This window comes from Candidatus Sororendozoicomonas aggregata (genome assembly GCF_031528575.1).
Classification (GTDB): Bacteria; Pseudomonadota; Gammaproteobacteria; order Pseudomonadales; family Endozoicomonadaceae; genus Endonucleibacter; species Endonucleibacter aggregata.
Window position 1 is genome coordinate 1 of sequence record NZ_JAVLSP010000065.1, and the last position, 22,554, is coordinate 22,554.

General features: G+C 45.4%; 17 protein-coding genes. 6 read left to right on the forward strand and 11 right to left on the reverse strand.

Features of this window, described 5'->3' with window-relative positions; all coding sequences use genetic code 11:
• Window positions 1-497 precede the first annotated feature (497 nt).
• A complete protein-coding gene (locus V4C51_RS12275) occupies window positions 498-1,988 on the forward strand; it encodes an NTP/NDP exchange transporter (RefSeq protein WP_330926463.1) in 1,491 nt (496 codons plus the stop codon).
• A gap of 547 nt (window positions 1,989-2,535) precedes the next feature.
• Here the strand turns inward: V4C51_RS12275 and V4C51_RS12280 are convergent.
• Window positions 2,536-4,089 (reverse strand): BCCT family transporter, encoded by a 1,554-nt coding sequence (locus V4C51_RS12280; protein ID WP_330926464.1) that lies wholly within the window; start codon window positions 4,087-4,089, stop codon window positions 2,536-2,538.
• Window positions 4,090-4,379: 290 nt separating this feature from the next.
• Here V4C51_RS12280 and V4C51_RS17995 point away from each other — a divergent pair, with 290 nt between their 5' ends.
• Window positions 4,380-4,793 carry a hypothetical protein gene (locus V4C51_RS17995; protein ID WP_420797667.1) on the forward strand — a complete coding sequence of 138 codons (414 nt, stop codon included), beginning with the start codon at window positions 4,380-4,382 and terminating at the stop codon, window positions 4,791-4,793.
• Here the strand turns inward: V4C51_RS17995 and V4C51_RS12290 are convergent.
• On the reverse strand, window positions 4,783-5,847 hold the full coding sequence (locus V4C51_RS12290; protein WP_330926465.1) for a DUF2804 family protein: 1,065 nt from the start codon (window positions 5,845-5,847) through the stop codon (window positions 4,783-4,785). The genes V4C51_RS17995 and V4C51_RS12290 overlap by 11 nt on opposite strands.
• A gap of 165 nt (window positions 5,848-6,012) precedes the next feature.
• On the opposite strand from V4C51_RS12290, the gene V4C51_RS12295 reads away from it, so the two are divergent.
• The gene (locus V4C51_RS12295; protein WP_330926466.1) at window positions 6,013-7,032 is read left to right on the forward strand and encodes an OmpA family protein; all 1,020 of its coding nucleotides are present in this window, start codon (window positions 6,013-6,015) and stop codon (window positions 7,030-7,032) included.
• A 43-nt stretch (window positions 7,033-7,075) separates the two neighbouring features.
• Here the strand turns inward: V4C51_RS12295 and V4C51_RS12300 are convergent, their stop codons facing one another.
• Window positions 7,076-7,588, reverse strand: coding sequence for a hypothetical protein (locus V4C51_RS12300; protein ID WP_330926467.1), 513 nt, complete (start codon window positions 7,586-7,588; stop codon window positions 7,076-7,078).
• Window positions 7,589-8,040: 452 nt separating this feature from the next.
• Here V4C51_RS12300 and V4C51_RS12305 point away from each other — a divergent pair, with 452 nt between their 5' ends.
• The gene (locus tag V4C51_RS12305) at window positions 8,041-8,457 is read left to right on the forward strand and encodes a response regulator (RefSeq protein ID WP_330926468.1); all 417 of its coding nucleotides are present in this window, start codon (window positions 8,041-8,043) and stop codon (window positions 8,455-8,457) included.
• 34 nt (window positions 8,458-8,491) lie between these two features.
• On the opposite strand, the gene leuS is transcribed toward V4C51_RS12305, so the two are convergent.
• The gene (gene leuS / locus V4C51_RS12310; protein ID WP_330926476.1) at window positions 8,492-11,104 is read right to left on the reverse strand and encodes a leucine--tRNA ligase; all 2,613 of its coding nucleotides are present in this window, start codon (window positions 11,102-11,104) and stop codon (window positions 8,492-8,494) included.
• A 353-nt stretch (window positions 11,105-11,457) separates the two neighbouring features.
• Between leuS and V4C51_RS18000 the strand changes: the two genes are divergently transcribed.
• Both V4C51_RS18000 and V4C51_RS12315 read left to right on the forward strand, forming a co-directional pair.
• A complete protein-coding gene (locus V4C51_RS18000; RefSeq protein ID WP_420797669.1) occupies window positions 11,458-11,679 on the forward strand; it encodes an IS1 family transposase in 222 nt (73 codons plus the stop codon).
• A 767-nt stretch (window positions 11,680-12,446) separates the two neighbouring features.
• Window positions 12,447-13,868, forward strand: coding sequence for a hypothetical protein (locus V4C51_RS12315; protein ID WP_330926469.1), 1,422 nt, complete (start codon window positions 12,447-12,449; stop codon window positions 13,866-13,868).
• Window positions 13,869-14,594: 726 nt separating this feature from the next.
• On the opposite strand, the gene rodA is transcribed toward V4C51_RS12315, so the two are convergent.
• The 7 genes from rodA to V4C51_RS12345 form a co-directional block, all read right to left on the reverse strand.
• Complete coding sequence (gene rodA / locus V4C51_RS12320) at window positions 14,595-15,740, reverse strand: rod shape-determining protein RodA (RefSeq protein WP_330926470.1); 1,146 nt, start codon at window positions 15,738-15,740, stop codon at window positions 14,595-14,597.
• Window positions 15,741-15,744: 4 nt separating this feature from the next.
• Complete coding sequence (gene mrdA, locus V4C51_RS12325) at window positions 15,745-17,568, reverse strand: penicillin-binding protein 2 (RefSeq protein WP_330926471.1); 1,824 nt, start codon at window positions 17,566-17,568, stop codon at window positions 15,745-15,747.
• Window positions 17,569-17,655: 87 nt separating this feature from the next.
• A complete protein-coding gene (rlmH, locus tag V4C51_RS12330) occupies window positions 17,656-18,123 on the reverse strand; it encodes a 23S rRNA (pseudouridine(1915)-N(3))-methyltransferase RlmH (RefSeq protein WP_330926472.1) in 468 nt (155 codons plus the stop codon).
• Complete coding sequence (gene rsfS, locus V4C51_RS12335) at window positions 18,123-18,473, reverse strand: ribosome silencing factor (RefSeq protein ID WP_330926473.1); 351 nt, start codon at window positions 18,471-18,473, stop codon at window positions 18,123-18,125. The genes rlmH and rsfS overlap by 1 nt, the downstream gene beginning before the upstream one ends.
• 935 nt (window positions 18,474-19,408) lie before the next feature.
• Window positions 19,409-19,642: a zinc ribbon domain-containing protein gene (locus V4C51_RS18005; RefSeq protein WP_420797668.1), complete on the reverse strand. Its 234-nt coding sequence runs from the start codon at window positions 19,640-19,642 to the stop codon at window positions 19,409-19,411.
• Window positions 19,602-20,765, reverse strand: coding sequence for a hypothetical protein (locus V4C51_RS12340; RefSeq protein ID WP_330926474.1), 1,164 nt, complete (start codon window positions 20,763-20,765; stop codon window positions 19,602-19,604). Before V4C51_RS12340 ends, V4C51_RS18005 begins: the two co-directional genes overlap by 41 nt.
• Before the next feature lie 592 nt (window positions 20,766-21,357).
• Window positions 21,358-22,209, reverse strand: a complete 852-nt coding sequence (locus tag V4C51_RS12345) for an aldo/keto reductase family protein (protein ID WP_330926475.1) — start codon at window positions 22,207-22,209, stop codon at window positions 21,358-21,360.
• Window positions 22,210-22,554: the final 345 nt, after the last annotated feature.

A 22,554-nucleotide genomic window follows, 5' to 3' on the forward strand; every position in this document is an offset into this window, starting at 1 on the left:
TCGGAAATTTTTAGTGAATAGTGGTTCTATTTGCTAAAAATTTCCGAATTTTTAGACCAATTTGCTGCCACCGCAGTAGGGCAGTCTATTCTCGGACAGCCTCCTAGCGTCTATAGCTATGCAAAATCATAGCGTTAGGCCACCACCAGATACGCTATAGCTTTTGTATGGCATTTACTGTAAATCAGTTTATAAACTAAGGTCTTAGTCATTATTTTCCTGAACCCGGCGTTTTACTGAAAAAATAAAACACATTACTCATAGCAAAATATCACTATATGGACTATTTTAATTCTTTCTGTGTTTCGTTCTCGACCACTTCTGGGAACAACTCAGAGAATTAACTTCACACCCTGCCTTCTGAGGCGGTGTTATTAATTAAAACATTGAGCAAGCAAGGCATCCCAGATGCAATATAGATATAGAATAGCACTGTATATTTTACGTCACAGGCAATCCTCTATGCCGCTTATCGAAAAAAGGGAGACACTTTCTTTATGAGCAATAACACTGAGTTTGGTAAGTGGCGTTCAAGACTTTGGCCTGTGCATGGGTATGAGTTGAAAAAAGTGATTCCCATGGTACTCATTTTTTTTCTGGTATTATTCAATTATCAGATACTGCGAGATATCAAAGATGCCCTTGTCGTCACCTCAGCAGGGTCAGGCGCAGAAGTTATACCTTTTCTTAAATTCTGGGGCGTTCTTCCGGGCGCGGTTTTATTTGTTATGCTGTATATGCAAATGAGTAATCGCCTGAGCAAACAAAACCTGTTTTATTGTTCCGTGTTACCGTTTACATTTTTTTTTGCCATATTCCCCTTTATTTATGCTTTCCGAGAGGTATTACACCCAACAGATCTGGCTGATAAACTGCAGGCCATGCTACCGCAGGGTTTTATGGGTCTCATTGCCATTTTCAGAAACTGGACATGCTCGTTATTTTATATCATGTCAGAACTCTGGGGTAGTGTAGCTTTATCACTTTTATTCTGGGGGTTTGCTAATGATACTAATAAAATTTCAGAGTCAAAACGTTTTTATCCACTCTTTGGATTATTAGGCAACCTGTCTTTGCCCGCTGCCGGGGCTATTATCATTTTTTTCGGGCAGTCCTGCTCTGACGCATCTTCGGACGTTGATCGCTGGCAGTCTACACTTAATTTTTTGATGCTCGCTGTCGTACTGGGTTCCATTATGATTATGATCATTTATGGCTGGATGCACCGCTACGTTTTCACAGACTCTCGCTTTATTAATACGGAGCCTGGCAAAAAGAAAAAAGTCCGACCACAGATGGGCATGTGGGAAAGCTTGAAGTATTTAGCAAGCTCAAAATACTTGTGCCTGCTATCTATTTTGATTGTAGGTTATGGCTTTAGTATTAATCTCATTGAAGTCACCTGGAAAAACCAGCTGAAATTACAATACCCTGACCCTAGCAGCTACCTTGAGTTTATGGGACTGTTTACAAGCGTGACCGGTATTGCAGCCATTTTTATGATGCTATTTGTCGGTGGAAATATTATTCGGCGTTTTGGCTGGACGGTGGGTGCCCTGTTTACTCCCGTCGTACTGTTATTCACTGGCGCATGTTTTTTTATCTGTGTATTAGGGGGCGATTTTGTGAATGGCCTCGTTGTAACACTGGGAACTACTCCGCTAATGCTCGCTGTGATTTTTGGCATGGCGCAAAATGTGATGAGTAAGTCCTCCAAATATTCACTTTTTGATCCTACCAAGGAGATGGCTTATATCCCTCTGGATGAAGAGCAAAAGGTAAAAGGAAAAGCTGCTCTTGATGTTGTCGGTGCGCGCATGGGTAAATCGGGCGGTTCTCTGGTGCAACAGGGGCTGATTATTACCTTTGGTACTATTAGTGCCATTACTCCTTACCTGGGTGCTATTTTGCTCGTAGTGATTCTTGTCTGGGGTTATGCTGCATTTTCTTTAGGGCATCGTTTCAAAGAAAAAGCGGTTGTGGAGTAACTGCTCCCCCAGCCAGGAGCTTCTGACCGGAAAGAGCGTCAAGCCCAGTACTTTTAGTGCTGGGAAGATAGCGCGGAGAATGTCAAGACACCTAATGAGGTCTATTCTGCTGCTTGATGTATTGCTTGAGAATACCTATCGGTGCTCCTCCCACTGACCCCGCAAAATTGTAGTGGTCAATAACAACTGTTTTACTTCTTGGGCAAACCTTGCAAATAGGGAGTTAGCTCGGATATTTCATAAACTGCCCTGAGAATTGCGCGGAACCTCGCGGCTCTAAGGGATTTTGCGAAGGAGCGCCGTACCGGGGAGTACGGTCGACTGAGCAAAACTCCGTCAGAGCCGCAAGGAGCAAGCAAGGCCAGGAGCATGTTTATGAAATATCCGGGTTAGAGTCTTAAGTTAACGTCATCGACCTTCGAGAAACCTAAAAAACAGCTGTTTTTCATCCTGTACCTCTTGGAAGCTGCCCACAATCTTTTGTGAACAGCGAAAAAAGGCAGTTTTTATCAACGATTGCAGCTCATAAAAGATTGTGAACAACATCTCAGGCCACAGGACTTACTTGTTCTTCTACAGCATGACTCTCCTCCTGTGGTTCTCCAATATATTGCTTGTGACGAACGATCATGGCGATCAGAGCAAACGTCACGACAATAAGTAGAAAGAGTGCAGGAAACCCCCCAAGGTTAGAACTCATCTTGATGCCATCGACACCTAGAAACGACACCATCACCCAAGCCACAAGACCGACAGACACTCCCCAAAGAATCTTGACACCCATAGATGCCTCAGGGCTTTCTGGAGAGATTCCCGTAGAGGAGATTCCGCCCATAGCCGAAATGCTTGAATCTGCTGCGGTAACAAAAGACAGGAATGAGATACCGATAAAGAAGAAACTTATGATCTTCGCTCCGGGCAGCTGGGCGAACAATGCATAAATTGCTTGCTCTACGCCACCTTCGACAATGGTTTGATGAAGGTTGGTTACCCCTTCCATCTGAAAATTAATGGCGGCACCACTAAAGACGCTCATCCAGACAATGCCAAAGACAGAGGGCAACACAAAATTGAAGACGATGTATTCGCGAACCGAATAGCCATAGCCGATTCGACCTAGAAAGAGCGCCGTCACAGGAGCCCACGCCATCCATACGGCCCAGTAAAACACGGTCCACCCATTAAACCAGCCCACATCATTCTCAGCGCCAATTGCAGCAGTCCTGGGAATGACGTCAGTAATGTACTCAATCAGTGAAATACCACCAAGTTGAATGATATAAAGAGTTGGGCCAGTGACAAAGACGAACAAGAGGAGTGCGAAAAAAATTTTTGCATTCCAGTCCGAAAGAATGCGAATCCCGTTCATCAGGCCACTGACCGATGAAAAACCAACAGCGAAAACAATAGAAACGGCAGCCACTCCTAAAGTAAAGGGGGTGACAGAAATCCCAAACAATTTTTCAACACCACCAGCTAGAGTGAGCATCCCTGCTCCAAGGGCTGCCGCCATCCCGGCAACCAAACTATAAAGGCAGATCGCATCAATCAGTTCACCGACACTTTTTGTAACAGCGTGTTTGCAAATCGGTTGTACCAGAGCGCCGAGCGAATAACTACCGCGACTATTGTAGTAGACCAAAGCAAAAACCAGTGATGGAACCGTATAGATCGCATAGGGCGTGAAGGTCCAATGCAAGAACATCGTCGACATAGCAAACTTAGCAGCTTCGGCAGACCCCGGCTTTACACCTGAAAACGCCGGTGGCCTGATAAAATGAAACACGGGCTCTGCCGCTGACCAAAACAAAATCCCAATGGCAACAGTCGTACAAAGAACGATGGAAAACCACTTCCATCGACTGAGCAAAGGCTTCGCAGATGGCCCACCGATTTTGATTTTTCCCAACGGGGAAATATAGGCTGCGATGACAACAAGCAGCATGACGAGCGCTGTCACACAAAACAGTTTGCCAAAACTTGTGAGAATCCAGTTGTTCATCGCGGTCATGGACGACAGAAACCCATCGCCATCAATAAAACTGTAGGTAATGCCCGCAAGCAAAACCAAGAACGTCGGCCAAAAGACTCGATGCTTCACATAAACTCCAAAATATAGTAGTCAAGACCTAACCTGACATTTCTTTTCAAAAAGGAGAGAGGATACTGATTTAGATAGAGGGTGATAAACCAAAATCTAAATCACGAAAAAGGTAACCCTTGGGCAGACAGGATTAAGTATTACTACTACACTCCCCTAAGAAGCTGTTCACAAAAGACTATAAGGCTTACCCGAGAAGTAAAACAGCAGTAAAAAGCTGTCAGAGCCAGCCCCTTCCGAGCAATCCATGACTAAGCACATAGTCAATAAATAAGTACAAGTGCTGATGAATGTCAAAACAGTTTGATGACAGAGCCGGAACTCTGGTGGTTTTCAACGGCAACAAATCAACCTTGTCAAAGGTAGAATTTGTGTTCGTTAAGGGCTGTTATATGGACGAACCTTTCGCCAACGCCACCGATGAAATACCTGGTGCCTCTGTACAGGTAGCCAAAAGAAGTGAGCTTCATACTTTTGCAGTTATTTCTCAGCGTTGGGTGATCGAACGTTCACTTTCCTTGACAGGAAACTGTCGCCGTTTATGGAAAAATACCGGGCGTAAACTGAGCACAGGCCTTCAACAAACAATAAAACAAACCAGCATGACTGACAGCAAACTCAAAGTGTATCAGCAGTCATCCCTTACGTTAGCGCCATTGAGTCAGAGCAGGCTATTAATAATACTTTGTCGTATTAAAGCTTGACATACTTCATTTCTCCCATACCAATAAAGCCTGAAAATAAGGTATTAATTTTGTGATTTACTGAAATTCTTCCAGAAAAACGACCCGTTGGGCCATGGTATTTTGTTTTAGCAATCAGTAGGTCTAAATAGCTCGTTACATCAGCAAGGGGCTCAAAGTACAAATCCACCTGACCATATTTATCAGTAATATGCCAGGTTTTTCTCACTCCACCGGGGCGGTTGATTGTCACAGGAGGGAGTGGATACATTTGCCCACTCAACCATAAGCAGTTTTCGTTGTACTGTTCCTGATCGACAATTTGATTATCGGTCAGATTAAACCCCTGGAGGTCTCCTGCTGAACTAAAACCTAATGCGCTCACCCAGTCATATTCCATTACATAGGGATAAAACCCTTTGTGGTCATCAACAATCATGCTGGTAGTGTGTATTGGATAATCACACTTCTTGTGGTCAAGAAACACGCTGCCATCAGCAGGCATGAGCGCCTTGTGGGAATAAAGTGGGCGATTCTTGCTAAAAGGCTGAACCGTCACAATAGGTGTTGTTGTATAGTATCCCGTAAATGCCCCCTCAATATCGGGTTTACCCGGGAAGCCCCTGGCAAAGAACCTCAGCGTCAAGCAATCATTATCAAGATAATTGTGGATATCAATGCTTAAACGCTTACTGTGATAGTAGCAGTAAGTGTTGCCTAAACCCCGGGGAACTTTTAACCGCCAAAAAGGTACTTTATGCTGGTAGACATGCATGGTTCCCGTTACCCGATGGAATGCCATGATGATTGCGGTACCGATACTTTTGGTGTTATAGACGGCTAAACAGAAAAACCAGTCAGAGCAGGCAAGCTGAATGGCTTCCCACTCTTTGAGACGAAAATTACTGATCAGAGCAGGTGCAGGCCAGCCAAGGGGCCGATCGGCTTCTAACATGTTGATCGTTTTTATTGCTTTGTTAAAGGTACCAAAATTACACTTCCCTTGTTTTACAACGGATTCTGGGGGGGATAAAACTGGTCGATGGTAACTTGTATCAAGGTGTTTTTTTACCATTTTCTCAAAAATAAACTAACAATAGTGTTTTTAACGCACAATAACACGTTTATAGTCTTTTAAATATTTTATTATTGCCTTACTGTAGCAGTGGATACCGGATAATATAAAATTTACGGTAACACTTGGAAAAAAATACACACGATGTTGTTCAAGGAGTTTGCAATGGGTTTTCACTCTGTTTCCCGTACGTTTCTCAGTGCGTCAGTTTTAGCTGTCATCACTACAGGGGCAATGGCGGATACAGTTATTGACAAAGGGATGACTTTTTCTCTGGGGGGGGCATACAACAACTTTGATAGTAAAAGAAAGCTAGACGACAGCTGGGCACCGGAAATTGGTCTTGGCTACCGCTTTAACGACCGCTTCAGCCTGGAAGCAGTATACTCTGACTACGGCACAGACCAGAAAGCTGGTGGTGAAGCGAAAATCAAAGACTATCGGCTCGATGCCTTCTATGACATGACTCCGTGGGATGGCAGCTGGACACCTTATGCGGTGATGGGCATTGGTCACTTTGACGAAAACCGTGAATTCACCAGCAATCGTGAAGATACCCGTCTGAGCCTTGGTGGTGGTTTGCGCAAAGCACTGACACCTAACCTGTCTGTAAGTGCTGATTTACGTGCTGTTCGCAGTCTGGATTACGACCAGACTGAAAGTATGGCCAAAGTTGCACTGACCTGGACGTTTGGCTCCGTTGCTGAGCCGGCACCAGAACCAGAACCCGTCCCGTCAAAGGTTATGCCAGCAGACAGTGATATGGACGGTGTGGCTGATACAAAGGATTTATGTCCAAATAGCCCGGCAGATGCTCAAGTGGATAAAACCGGCTGCCCGCCATTAGCCCCCATTAATCTCCAGGTTGGTTTTGGTTTTGACTCCGCGGTCATTCAGGAAAACTACTATCCCCTGATTAAAAAAATGGGTGATTACCTGAATCGTTACCCTGAAGCCCACCTGCGAGTTGTAGGGCACACCGATAATCAAGGAAGTGCCCTGTACAATGAGGGCCTGTCCCTGCGTCGCGCGGAAGCCGTCAGTGATGTCCTGAAAAATAACTATGGAATTTCTGCTGAGCGTCTCGAAGCTGTAGGCAAAGGCTCCAGTGAGCCTTTAGCCAGTAACGATACTGCTGAAGGCCGTCAGAAAAACCGACGCGTAGAGGGTGAACTGCTGAAATAAGAATGGTGCTGCTATGCAAAGCATAGCAGCTGTCACTTGTCGATTAAAATTGATAAGATGCCACTTCTGTTTCATTGTCAGACACCAGTGTCTTGTGGGCAAAGAGGCATTTAATCGCGGCGTCTTTTAATACCCGCTGTACCCAGTATGCATACCACTCGTTAAAGTCGGCCGGCTCATAAGCACCTCGGTGTCGCATAATGACTTTAAAGGATTTAATTAATTCAGGCTTTTCACCAGACTCAGGTTTGGTATGAAAATAAAGCCCCGGTTTTAGATCTTCATAGCCTGCTTTTCTGACAGTACGGGTAAAAAATGACAGAGTCATATCAGCTGACCAGATTTGTCGTTGATTAGAAAAGGTAACTCTAAGGAGGGCCTGAGCCGAGGGCTGTTTATTTTCGTCAGTGGTTCTGTATTCCAGCAGGTCGACTTTGCAGGGAAACTTACGAATCATGAGTCTTCCTGTTGCTTTGGGTTTAGTGTCTGACCATGCTTTAAACTGCTTTATGCGTTCTTCCAGAACGCGCCTGACCTGTTGTTGTTCACTCATCATCCGTGTGACTCCTTTCCGTTATCGTTATTGTATCAGGATGAGAAATAGTTATTTAACCATGATTGTGACCGAAAGCAGCCAGCGGCTCCAGAGTCTGTTGATATAAGAACACAAACCCGGCAAAACCCAAAGCTTCTTAGTCCGGATATTTCATAAACTGCCCTGAGAATTGCGCGGGACCTTGCGGTTCTAAGGGATTTTGCGAGGGAGCGCCGTACCGGGGAGTACGGTCGACTGAGCAAAACTCCCTTAGAGTCGCAAGGAGCAAGCAAGGCCAGGAGCATGTTTATGAAATATCCGGGTTAGTATAAGGGTCTGTGCACTAATATCGCTATTTATCGTTTCCCTGTCCAGTCTCTCATGTATTTTGCAAGGAAAATGTCATTGCCAAAGGCTTCTTCTTTTCGTCATAGTAGAACACATAACCCTGAAGGAATACCGGAGAACAACAAATGGACTCATCATACCCAGACCCTGCGCTATTTGAGGGTAAAGCTGTGTTGGTGGCTGAGGATAACCTCGCTAATCAGTTGGTCTTAAAGCGACTATTGAAAAAAATAGGTATTATTCCGGTATTTGCAAATAATGGACAGGAAGTGGTGGATTCCTACAAAGCGGATCCGGCGAAGTGGGATTTAGTGCTAATGGATTGTGAAATGCCCGTAATGGATGGCTACCACGCAACCGAAGATATCAGAGCGTATGAAAGTGATTCAGCCATTGATCCTACCTGTATTGTTGGACTCAGCGCCCATGCCATTGCCGAATTTCGGGAAAAAGCGCTGAATAATGGCATGAATGATTATTTGACCAAGCCTTTGGACCGCGACCTGTTATTTAAAGCCTTGGAGAAATACCTGGTGCAGTAATGGCTATACACTCACCGCACCAGAGGGCGGATTGTTAAGTAGCGACAATATTCACCAGCTTACCTGGCACAACAATCACTTTCGCGATGGTTTTACCGTTCGTGAATTTAGTCACGTTAGGCTGTTCCAGTGCCAGCTTTTCGATAGCGGCCCTGTCCATATCTGCTGCAACATCGAGCTTAACACGAACTTTACCGTTTACCTGTACGACCAGGGTAATAGAGTCTTTGATAAGGGCAGACTCATCCACAACCGGCCATTTTGCATCAACCACCGGTTCACTGTGTCCCAGTGCCTGCCACATAGCATGAGTGATATGGGGAGCAATGGGGGCAATAAGCAGCGTTGTGACTTCCAGTGCCTCTTTCAGAACAGCTTTACCCTGTTCAGAGGTATCTGAAAATTTGCCGGTAGCATTGGTTAGCTCCATGACAGCAGCAACAGCGGTGTTGAAGGTTAAGCGACGACCGAAATCATCAGACACTTTTTTCAGCGTCTCATGGGTTTTACGACGCAAGTCTTTTTGTTCCCGGGTCAGAACTTCAGGGTCAACAGCAGCAATATCACCGAGTCGCTGAAGGTCTGCTAACTGTTTCCACAGACGACGCAGGAAACGATTAGCCCCTTCCACACCGCTTTCAGACCATTCCAGCGTTTGCTCCGGTGGTGAGGCAAAAATTGTGTAAAGGCGGATAGTGTCAGCACCGTACTGGTCAATCATTGCCTGAGGATCAATGCCGTTGTTTTTCGACTTGGACATTTTACTCATGCCCGCGTAGTGAACCGTATCACCTGTGTGTGTATGGACTGCTTTGACCAGGCGCCCTTTCTCATCTCGCTCAGTAGTCACCTCCGTAGGTGAAACCCAGTGCTTGATACCTTTCTCATCCAGTGTATAGAAGGTATCAGCCAGAACCATACCCTGACACAGTAGCCGCTTGAAAGGCTCGTCACTGTCAACCAGCCCGGCATCACGCAGCAGTTTATAGAAAAAGCGGGAATAAAGCAGGTGCATCACGGCATGCTCAATCCCTCCCACATACTGATCCACAGGCAGCCAATAGTTAGCTGCGACAGGGTCAAGCATGGCCTCGTCGTTATGGGGGGAACAATAACGGGCGAAGTACCAGCTCGACTCCATAAAGGTATCGAAGGTATCGGTTTCACGCTGAGCCGGTTGCCCGTTATGGTGGGTTTTTGCCCATTGCGGGTCGGCCTTTATGGGTGAGTGTACGCCGTCAATTTCGACATCTTCAGGCAGGCGCACGGGGAGTTCAGCCAGGGGAACAGGCGCTTCTGTACCATCTTCAAGGTAACGCATGGGGATTGGCGTTCCCCAATAACGCTGGCGACTCACTCCCCAGTCACGCAAACGGTAGTTGACCTGCTTTTCACCCTTGCCTGCTTTTGTCAGCCAGTCAGCAACAGCATTAAAAGCCTGCTCAGAACTCAGACCATTAAATTCGCCGGAGTTAACCAGCACGCCTTTGTCGGTAAAGGCTGCTTTACTCAAGTCGCAGTCAGTATCATCGCTAGCGGGCTTGATAACCGCTTTGATGGGGAGTCCATAGGCAGTGGCAAACTCAAAGTCACGCTGGTCATGGCCTGGTACAGCCATAACAGCACCCGTGCCGTAATCCATCAGCACGAAGTTAGCTGCCCAGACCGCCACGGCTTCTCCGGTGACAGGATGAATAGCCTTAATGCCCGTATCAACGCCCACTTTTTCCATCGTGGACATATCAGCTTCAGACACAGTATTTTGTTTACACCGCTCAATAAACGCCGCTAACTCAGCGTTATTGGTTGCGGCTGCTTTGGCCAGGGGGTGTTCTGCGGCCACACCAATATAGGTGATTCCCATAACGGTGTCGGGGCGGGTGGTGTAGATACTGAAGCTGGCAGGGGCATCGTTTAAGTCAGCAATGGACTCTGGTGCTACCTCGAAGGTCATTCGCACACCTTCAGAACGACCAATCCAGTTGCGCTGCATGGCTTTGACTTGCTCCGGCCAATCTTCCAGCCGCTCAAGGTCAGTCAGCAATTCATCGGCATAAGCCGTGATTTTCACAAACCACTGTGGCAGCTCCTTACGCTCAACTTTGGTATCACAGCGCCAGCAGCGACCGTCTTCAACTTGTTCATTGGCCAGGACCGTGGCGTCATTGGGACACCAGTTGACGGTTCCCATTTTTTTGTACACCAGCCCTTTCTCATAAAGCTGGGTGAAAAACCACTGCTCCCATTTGTAATAGTCTGGCTTACATGTGGTAATCTCCCGGTCCCAGTCAAAGCCAAAGCCAAGACGTTTGAACTGGCCTTTCATGTCGTCGATATTTTGGTAAGTCCAAAGCGCTGGCGCTGTTTTGTGCTTGATAGCCGCATTCTCAGCAGGCAAGCCAAAAGCGTCCCACCCCATGGGATGCAGTACATTCTTGCCCTGCATACGCTGATAACGGGTGATAACATCACTGATGGTATAGTTACGCACATGCCCCATATGCAGCTTACCGCTTGGGTATGGGAACATGGACAGGCAGTAATATTTTTCCTTCTCAGGGTCTTCTGTTACGGCAAAGCTTTTGTTGTCTTCCCAGAAAGATTGCGCCTGGGCTTCTAATTGAAGGGGGTGGTAGTGCTCTTCCATCATCGTTCTATAATCTGGATTAAACCTGCAAGAATACTAGCAGGGTGGCTGAGTTACCACTATCTGAAGAGGCTATTATTGTTCATTCAGGTATTTTTTCGCCTGCTCAGAAGCTGTTTTAACGGTCTGTGCCTGGCAAGAGCCGGATAAATGGCGGATAAAACTCAGAAGCAGTCTTAAAAGTCTGCCCGTAGCGAGGACTGCGAGAAATGGAGGATAAAAAGTCGCTTTTGTGGGAGAATAGCAGGACTATTTGACGAACAAAAGCGGCTTTTTAGACCCATTTATGGTAGCCGCAGTAGGAGCATGACGTTTAAGACTGCTTGTCAATGTTGACAGGCAAATAACCCGCTATCAAGGTATTACTCGAACCTTCTGATGATCGGGGCGCTTATGAGGGAAATCTGGAACCCGAAAAGCATAAAATGGGTAAGAGAAATACACAAAAAATAGAGCGCAAAAATCTCAACTTCAGGACGTGGATAAAGCCACCAGGAGCCTGTTGGACAACCTGCTTTTCAACGCTCGAGAAGATGCGCGGTATTGTCATAGGGTTGCTGATCAATAAAGTGTAAAAAGTGTAAAAAGTGGAATTTGGTATTTTGATGCTCACCCACACATCTGACCCACTACCCTCTACTTAATAACACTATTACTAACAGTCTTTTTTCAATTTTTTGTGGCAATAATTTTTAAGTGTTTTATCTTTCCTTTACGCTTTTTTAATAAGTACCTGTTAATTAAATAAAACCTGTTTTTCAATCAGCTAGCTATCTTCCACATGGTGGTAGCGCAACGTAAATAATTGTCTGTATTTTACCAATATGAATTCACATGATTGTTTTTTATTGATGATTCAGAGGCTGTAAAGAAATTGATGTGAAATAGCCACCCTATCTGTTATACATTTTAGCATTACCGTCTAGTTCATGCTGCTGCCTTACATCCATCAACTACAGAGGGTCTGGCAGACAGTGGAAAATTATTACATTTTATATGTCGTTTTTTTATAGCCATATATTTTTCAAGTATTAATAATAATTATGTCAGCGTCGTTTTTATAAAGGTGGAGACCGACTAAAGTAGTAAATTCCCACCTTTGCGTAAATCAAAAATTGTCGTATTTTCTTTAAATGAAACTATCCTGAACAAAGGTTTTTATACAGGCATTTCTGATAAAGCCTCCTTCTTACTTCTTATTATTATGCCGGTTGAGTGAAGGATATTTTATGGATTAAATACCCTGATAATAAAGTGAACACGTATTTTTTGATATTTCAGAAAGTTAAACTATATCTACAAGTAGGCATTTTACTTACATTATGCATACGAGGCACTGACCGTGAAAGTAATACCTTTTTTATCCTGTAAAAAGCCATCCTGGTCTGCACTCATACCGACAAGGAGTTTATCAAAAGCACCCAAAGCATTGGCCGTATCCATCAGTCTGGCATGTCTGAGCGCATTGTCATTTACCCCCTTTCCAGGAAAAATGGGCGAAGCCTGTGCTGTGGGAGATGAACTTGAAGCAAAGGAAAGAAAGGAAAGTAAAAAACCTGCAAGGAGAAGGGGCCTTCCTCAACGAGATGGAACGCTTAATCGGGGTAAGCTTGGTGATGAGCCTACTGGAGAAGCATCGGGTTCTTCGCCAGAAACTCCGGCAGCTTCAGTAACTTCAGGTTCCAATGGGACCGATGACCAGAAAGCGATGAACAGTTCCCTCCCTGAGGGTGAGCAAAATAAAACGACAGACGCGCAACAGACTACAGTTCAAGATATGACAAAAAAAAGTCGAAGTCGCAGTCCTGAACCGCAATCTTCATCCGACAAGGGTAAGCGTTCAGTTTTCGGCCGTTATAAAAAGCCATCTGACGCTTCTTCTGAGGAAAAGAAAAAGGGAACGGAAAAGGGAAAGGAGAAGAAAAGAAAAAAACTTAAGAAGCCATTGTCCAATGTTACAGGGACTCAGGAGTCTCCCTCTGATGATAACTACAACATAGGTGTGGGTAGGCCCTCTTATTGGCAAGAGCTGGAGACTAGCACCCTGTATTCAACAGGACAGGGTAAGGTGCACCTCAACAACTATTCATGTAATTCATACGCTTTCGCAAACCTTAAGCCCGCATTTGGCCGTTTCTATAAGGAAGAAAATGATGAGCAAGTGCTACCAAAAAACTGGGCTGTATATCTTGATGGAAAAACGATTAAAGTTGATGGGAAAAAGATTAAATTTGAGTTACCCCCCCGGTGCTGCATCAGTTCGGAAGGGGCAGATAAACCGATATCAATTCACTGGGGCAGTGAGCAGGATTCCGACGACGTTGATTCTTTAAATGAAAAAATTGTTTTGTTAATAGATTCAAAAGAAAAAGAATTTGACCACAACACTATGATAGCTTTGCAGGTTAGAATAGATCCTCCACCTTCAGAGCCAATCAAGCTCCAGGTGGCCCTTATATCAAAAGACAAGCTGTGTAGAAAATCTCATGTATTTGTAGAAGCAAAAGAACAACATTACTACCCAAAACGTAATTTTTACATGTATTCGGGACATTTCGTAAGCAGTCGGCAAGAAATGGAAGGGATGAGCAAGGAAAAATACCCGGGCTTCTGCTGGTATGGAAGAGAAAATCAAACGCTTGAGATAGTGAAAATGATCGTCTGCTGCGCACCACCTCATGACCCTGACAGTCCTGAAAAAGAGAATGAGTTGACAGAAGAACAAATAAATGAATTAGGGACTGTATTAAAACTCTCTGACTAAGAAGGATGGAGGTTTCACCAGTGAGCATTTATAATAAGCCATGCCATCTGATAGGTTTTTAATTTTTTCAGCTCCGCTAATGCGGTTGCGAAACCTATAAATAACAAATGGCATGCATACCGTTTTTTCACAGGCGCTTATTTTTTCTTATGGTTATGTTCTGTTAATACCAATAGCTTTTCTAGTCATTCTGACAAGCATGGCAAGTTGGATATAAAAACAAGGCGACAAGGCGAAATGCCTCTTAGTAGCTTAGCTACTAAGAGGCATTTTAATAACGCATTATTGTTTATATTGCGAACCTAGGAGACTGACCGAGAATAGACTACCCTACTGCGGTTGCGATAAATGGGTCTAAAAATTCCTGCTTCTTCGTCAAATAGCCCCACTATTATCCTCAGAAGCAGAAATTTTTATCCTCAATTTCTCGTAATCCTCACTACGGGCGCTATTCTCGGTCAGGCTCCTAGGAGCCTGTCGGACTTAAGACAATTTCGGCCTAAAATCCACGAAATGCGAGAAAGTGCGAGAAAGTGCGGCCAGAATTTCCGATCAATTTGCTTAAACAGGTCAACTATTCGCACAAATTGATCGAAAATTCTGACTCGCCCTACTGAATTTTGTGCTCGAAAGCATAAGCCCGACAGGCTCCTGGTGGCGTAGCTGAAAAGCGCCATTGGTATTAACCATAAGATAAGAGTAGTGGTGTAACAATACCAATGGCTTCTACCCAGAACGTATATAACTCCGGTCTGAATGGATAGCCATTAACATTCCAAACCCGGCCATCAAAGTCACCAGCGAGGTGCCCCCACGACTGACCATTGGCAAGGGCACGCCCACAACAGGCAGTATGCCACTGACCATGCCTATATTCACAAAGACATAGACAAAAAACGTCAGAGTAATACTGCCCGCCAACAAGCGACCAAACAGTGTTTGTGCATTCAGAGTAATAAAAATCCCCCGCCCAATTATAAGGGCATAAATAGCCAGTAGCAGAAGACAGCCCAGCAAGCCAAACTCCTCAGCCAGCACAGCAATGATAAAGTCTGTATGGCTTTCAGGGAGAAAGTCCAGATGGGACTGTGTGCCTTGCATCCACCCTTTTCCGTAAAGTCCGCCGGAACCAATAGCAATGGTTGACTGGATAATATTCCAGCCAGCACCCCAAGGGTCACTTTCAGGATTTAAAAAGGTCAGCACCCTCTGCTTCTGATAGTCGTGCATCAGGTACTTCCACATCACTAAGACCGCAGGTATAGCCAGGAGTATGGTCGAAAAAATCAATCGTTTTCTTAGCCCTGCCAACAGTAACGCAAAAAAACCGGAAGCGCCGATCAATAGGGAAGTCCCTAAATCCGGCTGCTTTGCAATAAGCAACACCGGCACACCAATAATCGCCAACGTGATCACTACATTTTTGACCGAAGGGGGCAGCGCCCTTTTAGCCAGATACGTCGCAACAACAATGGGCATAACCAGTTTGATGATTTCTGATGGCTGAAAGCGAAAGCCCGGTAGCTGAATCCATCGTTGGGCGCCTTTTGATTCAATCCCGTGCAATAAAACGGCCACCAGCAGGGCAACCCCTACCAGATAAAACCAGTTGGACCATATCATCAATAATCGTGGTGGTATCTGGGCAATGATCAGCATCACACAAAAGCTGATCAGCAGATAGATGGATTGACGGATAATAACATCCATATCCTTGCCTGTCGCACTGTAGAGCACAAACAAGCCACTGACTGCCAGCAGCACTAAAAACAACAGCATTACATAATCAATATGCAAACGTTGCCACCAGTTGGCGCCCTTACCAAGGTTATGCTCTTTGCCTAGCTGCCGGACAAAATCCTGATTCGACATACGATTACTTTGCCTCTTCCAGTTTGGGAAGCAGATAGGCATCGGCTATTTTACGGGCAACATTCGCTGCCCCTTTGCTGTTCTCAAGTACAACTGAAATCGCAATCTGAGGATCATCTACCGGTGCAAACGCAATAAACAAGCTGTGATCTCTATGATACATTTTCAGTTTTTCGGCATCATATTTTTCACCCTGGGGAATACTAACAACCTGTGCCGTTCCGGTTTTTGCCGCCATGGTGTATTTAATATTCCGCCCGATACTCCAGTGTGCCGTGCCTCTCGGTGAGCTGACCACATGCTCCATGGCATCAATGATCAACTCCCAATTTTTCGGGCTACCCAAATTAACGTCCTTATCGGACGGCTTATCCAGGTTTTTTTCGCTCTTAACCAGCGTAGGTATGACATGTTTGCCACGATTGGCAATGATGGCTGTTGATTCCACCATCTGGACAGGTGTCGTCAGCATATAACCCTGACCAATAATCGCATTCACCGTCTCTCCCGGGTACCATGGCTGGTCATAGTGCTCCCTTTTCCATGCTCTTGAGGGCAGCAGCCCGGGCCGCTCTTCACCAATATCAATACCGGTCTCCCGCCCGTAGCCAAACTGACTGACAAAGTCATGCAGACCATCAATCCCAAGTTTACTGGCCTGATTGTAAAAATAAACGTCATTGGAAAGAATGATGGCATCCCGTAGATTTACCCAGCCGTGCCCCTCACGTTTCCAGTTTCTAAACCGATAACTACTGCCAGGTATCTGAAAATAGCCATTATCGTAAACACGGTCGCTTGCTTTTACCAAACCTTCCGACAGCAAGGCAAGACCCATAATGGGTTTTACAGTTGACGCTGGAGGATATTCTCCCAGACTGGCACGATTATACAACGGTCGTTCCATACTAGTATTAAGATCATTGTAAGTTTTATAATCAATCCCGGTCACAAACAGGTTAGGATCAAAAGATGGGTTACTAACCATCACCATCACTCCCCCTGTTTTAGGGTCCATGGCAATAGCTGCTCCACGACGATCTCCTATAGCCTCAAGGGCCACTTTCTGTAAATACGTATTCAGGTATAGCTGCAAATCTTTACCAGGGGTTGGCGGCACCTCCTTAAGTACACGAACTACACGTCCTTGAGCGTTTGTTTCTACCTCTTTATAGCCTGGTTCTCCCATCAAAATATCTTCGTAATACTTTTCAAGGCCGATTTTACCGATTGAGTGGGTACCACTATAGCGAGCGCTATCAATAGTCTGTATTTCCCGATCATTAATCCGCCCAACATAACCGACGCTATGCGCATAAATCTTTCCCTCTGGATAATACCGCACAAGTTCAGCATTGAGTTCAACACCCGGTAAACGAAATTGGTTAACGGATATCAAGGCCATTTCTTCATCGGTCAGATCAAACTTCAGGGGAACTGGCTCAAAGGGTCTGACACTGCTAGTACGGCGCTGATAGCTCTCAATCTCGCTGTCAGAAAGGGGGATGAGACTCCCAATAGTATCCAGCAAAGTACCGGTGTCCTCCACACGCTCACTCACAATAGAAAGAATACGACTGGAGCGGTTCATGGCAAGCAGTTTGCCATTGGCATCGTATATCAGTCCCCGTGTAGGTGGAATCGGCCGTAGATGCACTCGGTTTTCATCGGATTGGACTGACATCTCGCTGTGCCGGATAACCTGAAGATAAAAGAGGCGGGAAATCAGCCCACACACCAACAGGAGCATAAGCACGACAGCAATCCAGACACGGGTATTGACAAGTCGGGCTTCCGCTTTATGGTCCTTAAAGGCATCTGCTGGCATAGGTAGCAGTACTCTATCGCTTTTGTTTTCATTTCATTACAAAGGGCTTGTTACCAGAGTATGACAAGAAGTCCCTTCTACGAATAATCACTTGTGATAAGGATGGTTTTGCAGAATACTCCAGGCTCTGTACACCTGCTCCGCAACAACAACACGAACAATGGAGTGAGGCAAAGTCAAAGGAGATAATGACCAACGCAAATCGGCATGCGCCACACAGCGGGGATGCAAACCTTCAGGCCCTCCCACTAACAAGCTGACATTACAACCCGACCGCAACCAGTCCCCCATGTTATCTGCCAGCTTCTCTGTGCTCCAGGGCTTACCTGGCACCTCCAGAGAAACAACGAGATCTCCCTGCCCAATACTGCCCAGCATCTGCGTGGCTTCCTTTTCCTGCAAACGGCTGATATCTGAACTTTTAGTTCGTTTTCCCAAGGGAATTTCAACCAGTTCCAGCTTTACGTCTTTGCCCAGCCGACGGCTGTACTCGTTATACCCTTCATCAATCCAGCCGGGCATGCGTGAACCTATAGACAATAACCGGATGCGCATCAGGGCTGCTCGCTAACTTCCGGCATGCTTTTCATATCCCATAAACTTTCGAGGTCGTAGAACTGGCGCACAGCGGGTAACATGATATGAGCAACCACATCACCCAGATCCACCAGCACCCACTCAGCTTTCTCAACACCTTCCGTACCCAGTGGGCGAACCCCCTGCTTTTTGCATTTTTCAATGACATTATCGGCTAATGATTTTACATGGCGGTTTGATGTCCCACAGGCAATGATCATATGGTCGGTTACAGAGGTCAGTTCGAAGACTTCCAGAGTAACAATATCATTGCCTTTAAGCTCATCAAGAGCATTGACAACCAGCTGCTTTAGTTCATTTGAGCGCATAAAAAGTTTTTAGTTCCTCAAGACTATTTAATAACATGACTGTTAACTCATTGTGTCATTTATCCTCACAATGAATAGAATGAGTTTATAATCAAATCAGTCATATTGTTAGCCCGGATATTTCATAAACTGCCCTGAAGATCACGAAAAATACTGTGTCTCTCTGGCGTTTTACGATGGAGCGCCACACTGGCGTGTACGAACTCAGCAAAACTTTCTGAAAGCCGCAAGGGGCAGGCGGGATCAGGAGCATACTCAGAAGCAGTCTTAAAAGTCATGCTCCTACTGCGGCTACGATAAATGGGTCTAAAAAGTCGCTTTTGCTCGTCAAATAGTCCCGCTATTCTCCTCACAAAACCACCTTTTTATCCGCCATTTTTCGCAGTCCTCGCTACGGGCAGACTTTTAAGACCGCTTCTCAGGAAATATCCGGGTCAGGGAGATAGCAGAAGAAAATCACTAAGGCTCTGGCAGTTAATCCACTCACCCCTTCAATCTCCCGGATTTATCAGGGAGAAGATGTTGGCAAAACCAGCACAATTGGTCAATGAATAAATAACAAGGGGCAAAAACATACCCCGCTCTTGTTGATTAAAAATGATATAAAAACGCAGCCTGAAAGGCGTTTCAGGTTCTGCTGAGGTGACTCAATTGACATCCTTGCGCTGCTAAAGCAGTGGATTCCTCCAGCGAGACGGCTATGCCCAGGGCAAGAATATTCTTTGCTGCGTTTAGCCCGGATATTTCATAAACTGCCCTGAGAATTGCGCGGAACCTTGCGATTCTAAGGGATTTTGCGAGGGAGCGCCACCGGGGAGTACGGTCGACTGAGCAAAACTCCCTTAGAGTCGCAAGGAGCAAGCAAGGCCAGGAGCATGTTTATGAAATATCCGGGTTAGATCACGTAGGTGTTTAGCTCCGCATTGTGAACACGTCTATTCTCTTATTCCAAGACCTGATCTGCCTTTCGGACTACTGGGCGGAATAACGCCACAGCTCGAACAGGTTTGGGTGGAGTAGGATTCGTTGACGACCTCGAACACAACTGACCGCGCTATCGCTTTGTACTTCAATTGGCCTTTGAGTATTCCCCAGCCGGCATCCAGAACTGCTTTCCTGAAAAACGCTTTATGGCGTCCTGGCAGCGTGTTTTTCAGGTGGTGAGGCAAGCATTGGTTTTTCGGGTAATAAAAAAAGGTATGAAATCCGGCAGCGGTGGTGACGGTGGTGACGCTTGCTATTTGTCCTGCCTAAGAAGCAGAAACAACTCCCTCTAACATCGGGCCTGATTTCCTCAGGATGAACGGCCAAAACAGCCTTTATTTTAAGGGTACTCTCAGAGCTGCTTGTTGCGTGAGACCAATCATCATTTTGATAAAATTTCCTTTTTTTTTTAAGGGATATCTCTCCTTTGTATACAGAAAAATGGGAGTTCACCAGGAAAAGGGGATCAAAAAAACGGTCGCCAAAGTCTTTATCGGGGTGATAGAAAGCATGGCCTGAATTTTCAGCGGCAACCCGAAAAAGTATGTTAACTAAATCGCCAGGATGATTTTTGTATGAATCATCATGGTTCGGAATGTCTGTGGATTGATATTGGGAGAATATATCCTTATTTTGCGAGTGAAAATTGAGTCTGTTAGCTAAGCCTGTGGCGTTGTCTTTGTTGGAATCATCATAGTCCATATTGTCTACGGATTGAAGTTGGGGAAATGTATCCCTGTTTCTCCAGTAAACATTAATGGCGTAGTTCACGCTATTGAAGTATGATTTAGTAATATGTCTTGCAATACTGTCGCTATTATTGACATAGAGTGTAAAAGGGTGACATGTTTCAAGAAAGCTTATAAGGCTATTGGTAACACTGTCACAGGAATTTCTCAGGCCATCCATCTCAAAAGGCTTTCTTCCGTCATAGGAGAAAGCCCCGTGCAGTCCATTGCGAGTAGAGTAATAAATTGATTCAATCTTTTCCACTTTAGTGTCTAACTTGAGCGTTGTTGACTGGCAGCTTTTCCACCACCCACCACCCCAAAGACAAGTTTTTGCTTCAGCGGCTGACAGCATTTGAACGCCCGTATTATCTGGACATTTCCTCAATACGCCATAATAAAGTGGTGAGCTTTCTGTGTCAGATAGCCTTTTGGGTTCAAATTGGATACTACCATTATTGATAATTATTATTTTTTCTATTAACTGAAAATATAATGGAAGCTGCTCATACTGTGTACCTTCAGAAAGCACCTCTTTGGGCAGAAAAGCAAAGAGAAAGCAAAAAAAATAGTTCCGCATTTTTTACGCCTGTTTTATTTGAGAAGTCGATATCAATACGTTGGTTGGTTTTGATGACAAAAGTGCATCAGCGGGCAAAGGACTACCGGCATATACTCAAGACGATATCATGTTGATGAAAGATTCCTGGCATTTTCAAACAACTCCTTACCGTTATTCCCTCAGACAGTGAATTTACTTTTCGCCGCAATGACAATAGGGCAGATTTATTGTTATTACAAAGCCTGAAAGTTAGCACCCAATGGGATTGTTCTGGTTATCTCCACCTTGAACAGCCGTTCTTGGGGGCTTCAGACACAAGGTGCTCTTCAACTGTCCACAGTATTTCCACGATACCCACAAGGAAAAGTAGTCATGATTGAAAAAAATGACTAATTTAATCGTCACTTTTGAAAAAAACGCTAACCAGGAACCTGTCCGAGAACAGCGCCCGTAGCGAGGATTGCGCGAAATTGAGGATAAAAATTTCTGCTTCTGAGGATAATAGCGGGGCTATTTGATGAAGAAGCAGAAATTTTTAGACCCATTTATCGCAACCGCAGTAGCGCAGTCTATTCTCGGACAGGCTCCTGGGCGTATTTCAGCGCTCAGGTCACAGGGTAAGCAGGCGCTCTATCTGTGCAGTGTCATCCTCATTCAGCCTTAAATCACGACACGCCAGATCTTCCTGCATGTGTTGTTTACTGCTGGTGCCTGTAAGAATATGCATTCCCATCCCAAGGCAGGCCTGGAAAATAGCCTGGGCAGCTGTCAGCCTTGTGCGTGCGACAATGGCGAGAAAATCAGGGTGGGCGAGTATTTCCCTGTTGGCTGTCAGTAGTGAGAAACCTTCATAATGAATCCCCTGCTTACGACAAAAAGCTCTCACTTTATTGTCCCACCCCGTTCGGGCAAAACATCGGTTTTGTACTATCGTTGGCTTAATTGTTGCTTCTTCATACAATGCTGCCAGCTGCTCAACATTCATATTGCTTACACCTATCAGTTTGACCTTGCCGTTTTGCTGAAGGGTTTCCATGGCTTGCCAAACCTCCAGGTCTGCCTCAACCAAACCAATACCCTGGCTTGGACCATGAAGCAAGAACGCGTCAAGGTAGTCGGTGTGTAAGTGGTTAAGGGATGAGTCCACTGACTGCCTGACCTGAGTTGTATAATCGGCATCAGGGTCATAAGGAAGCCGGTGATCCTGCCCTTGCTTATAGGTAAACTTGGTTTGGATAAAGAGCATTTCCCTCGAAACAGGGCTTTTCTGATAACAATCCAACAGCGCATCACCGACGGCAGCCTCACAATAGTGAACTCGCTGATTGGCCGTATCAATGCCGGTAAACCCTTGCTCAATGGCCTGTTTTACCAGTGCAGCCGTGTGCTCTTCTTTCCAGGCTGTACCATAAATAAATCTTGGAATGCGCGTAGTGTGGGCAATAATATTGTCGGTAGTCATTGCAAAGTACTCCCAGGAGCCTGTCGGACTTATGCTTTCGAGCATAAAATTCAGTAGGGCGAGTCAGAATGTTCGATCAATTTGTGCGAATAGTTGACCTACTTAAGCAAATTGATCGGAAATTCTGGCCGCGCTTTCTCGCGCTTTCTCGCGCTTTCTCGCACTTTCTGGATTTCAGGCCGAAACTAAGAAGCAGTCTTAAAAGTCTGCCCGTAGCGAGGACCGCGAGAAATGGCGGATAAAAAATCGCTTTTGTGAGGAGAATAGCGGGACTATTTGACGAACAAAAGCGACTTTTTAGACCCATTTATCGTAGCCGCAGTAGGAGCATGACTTTTAAGACTG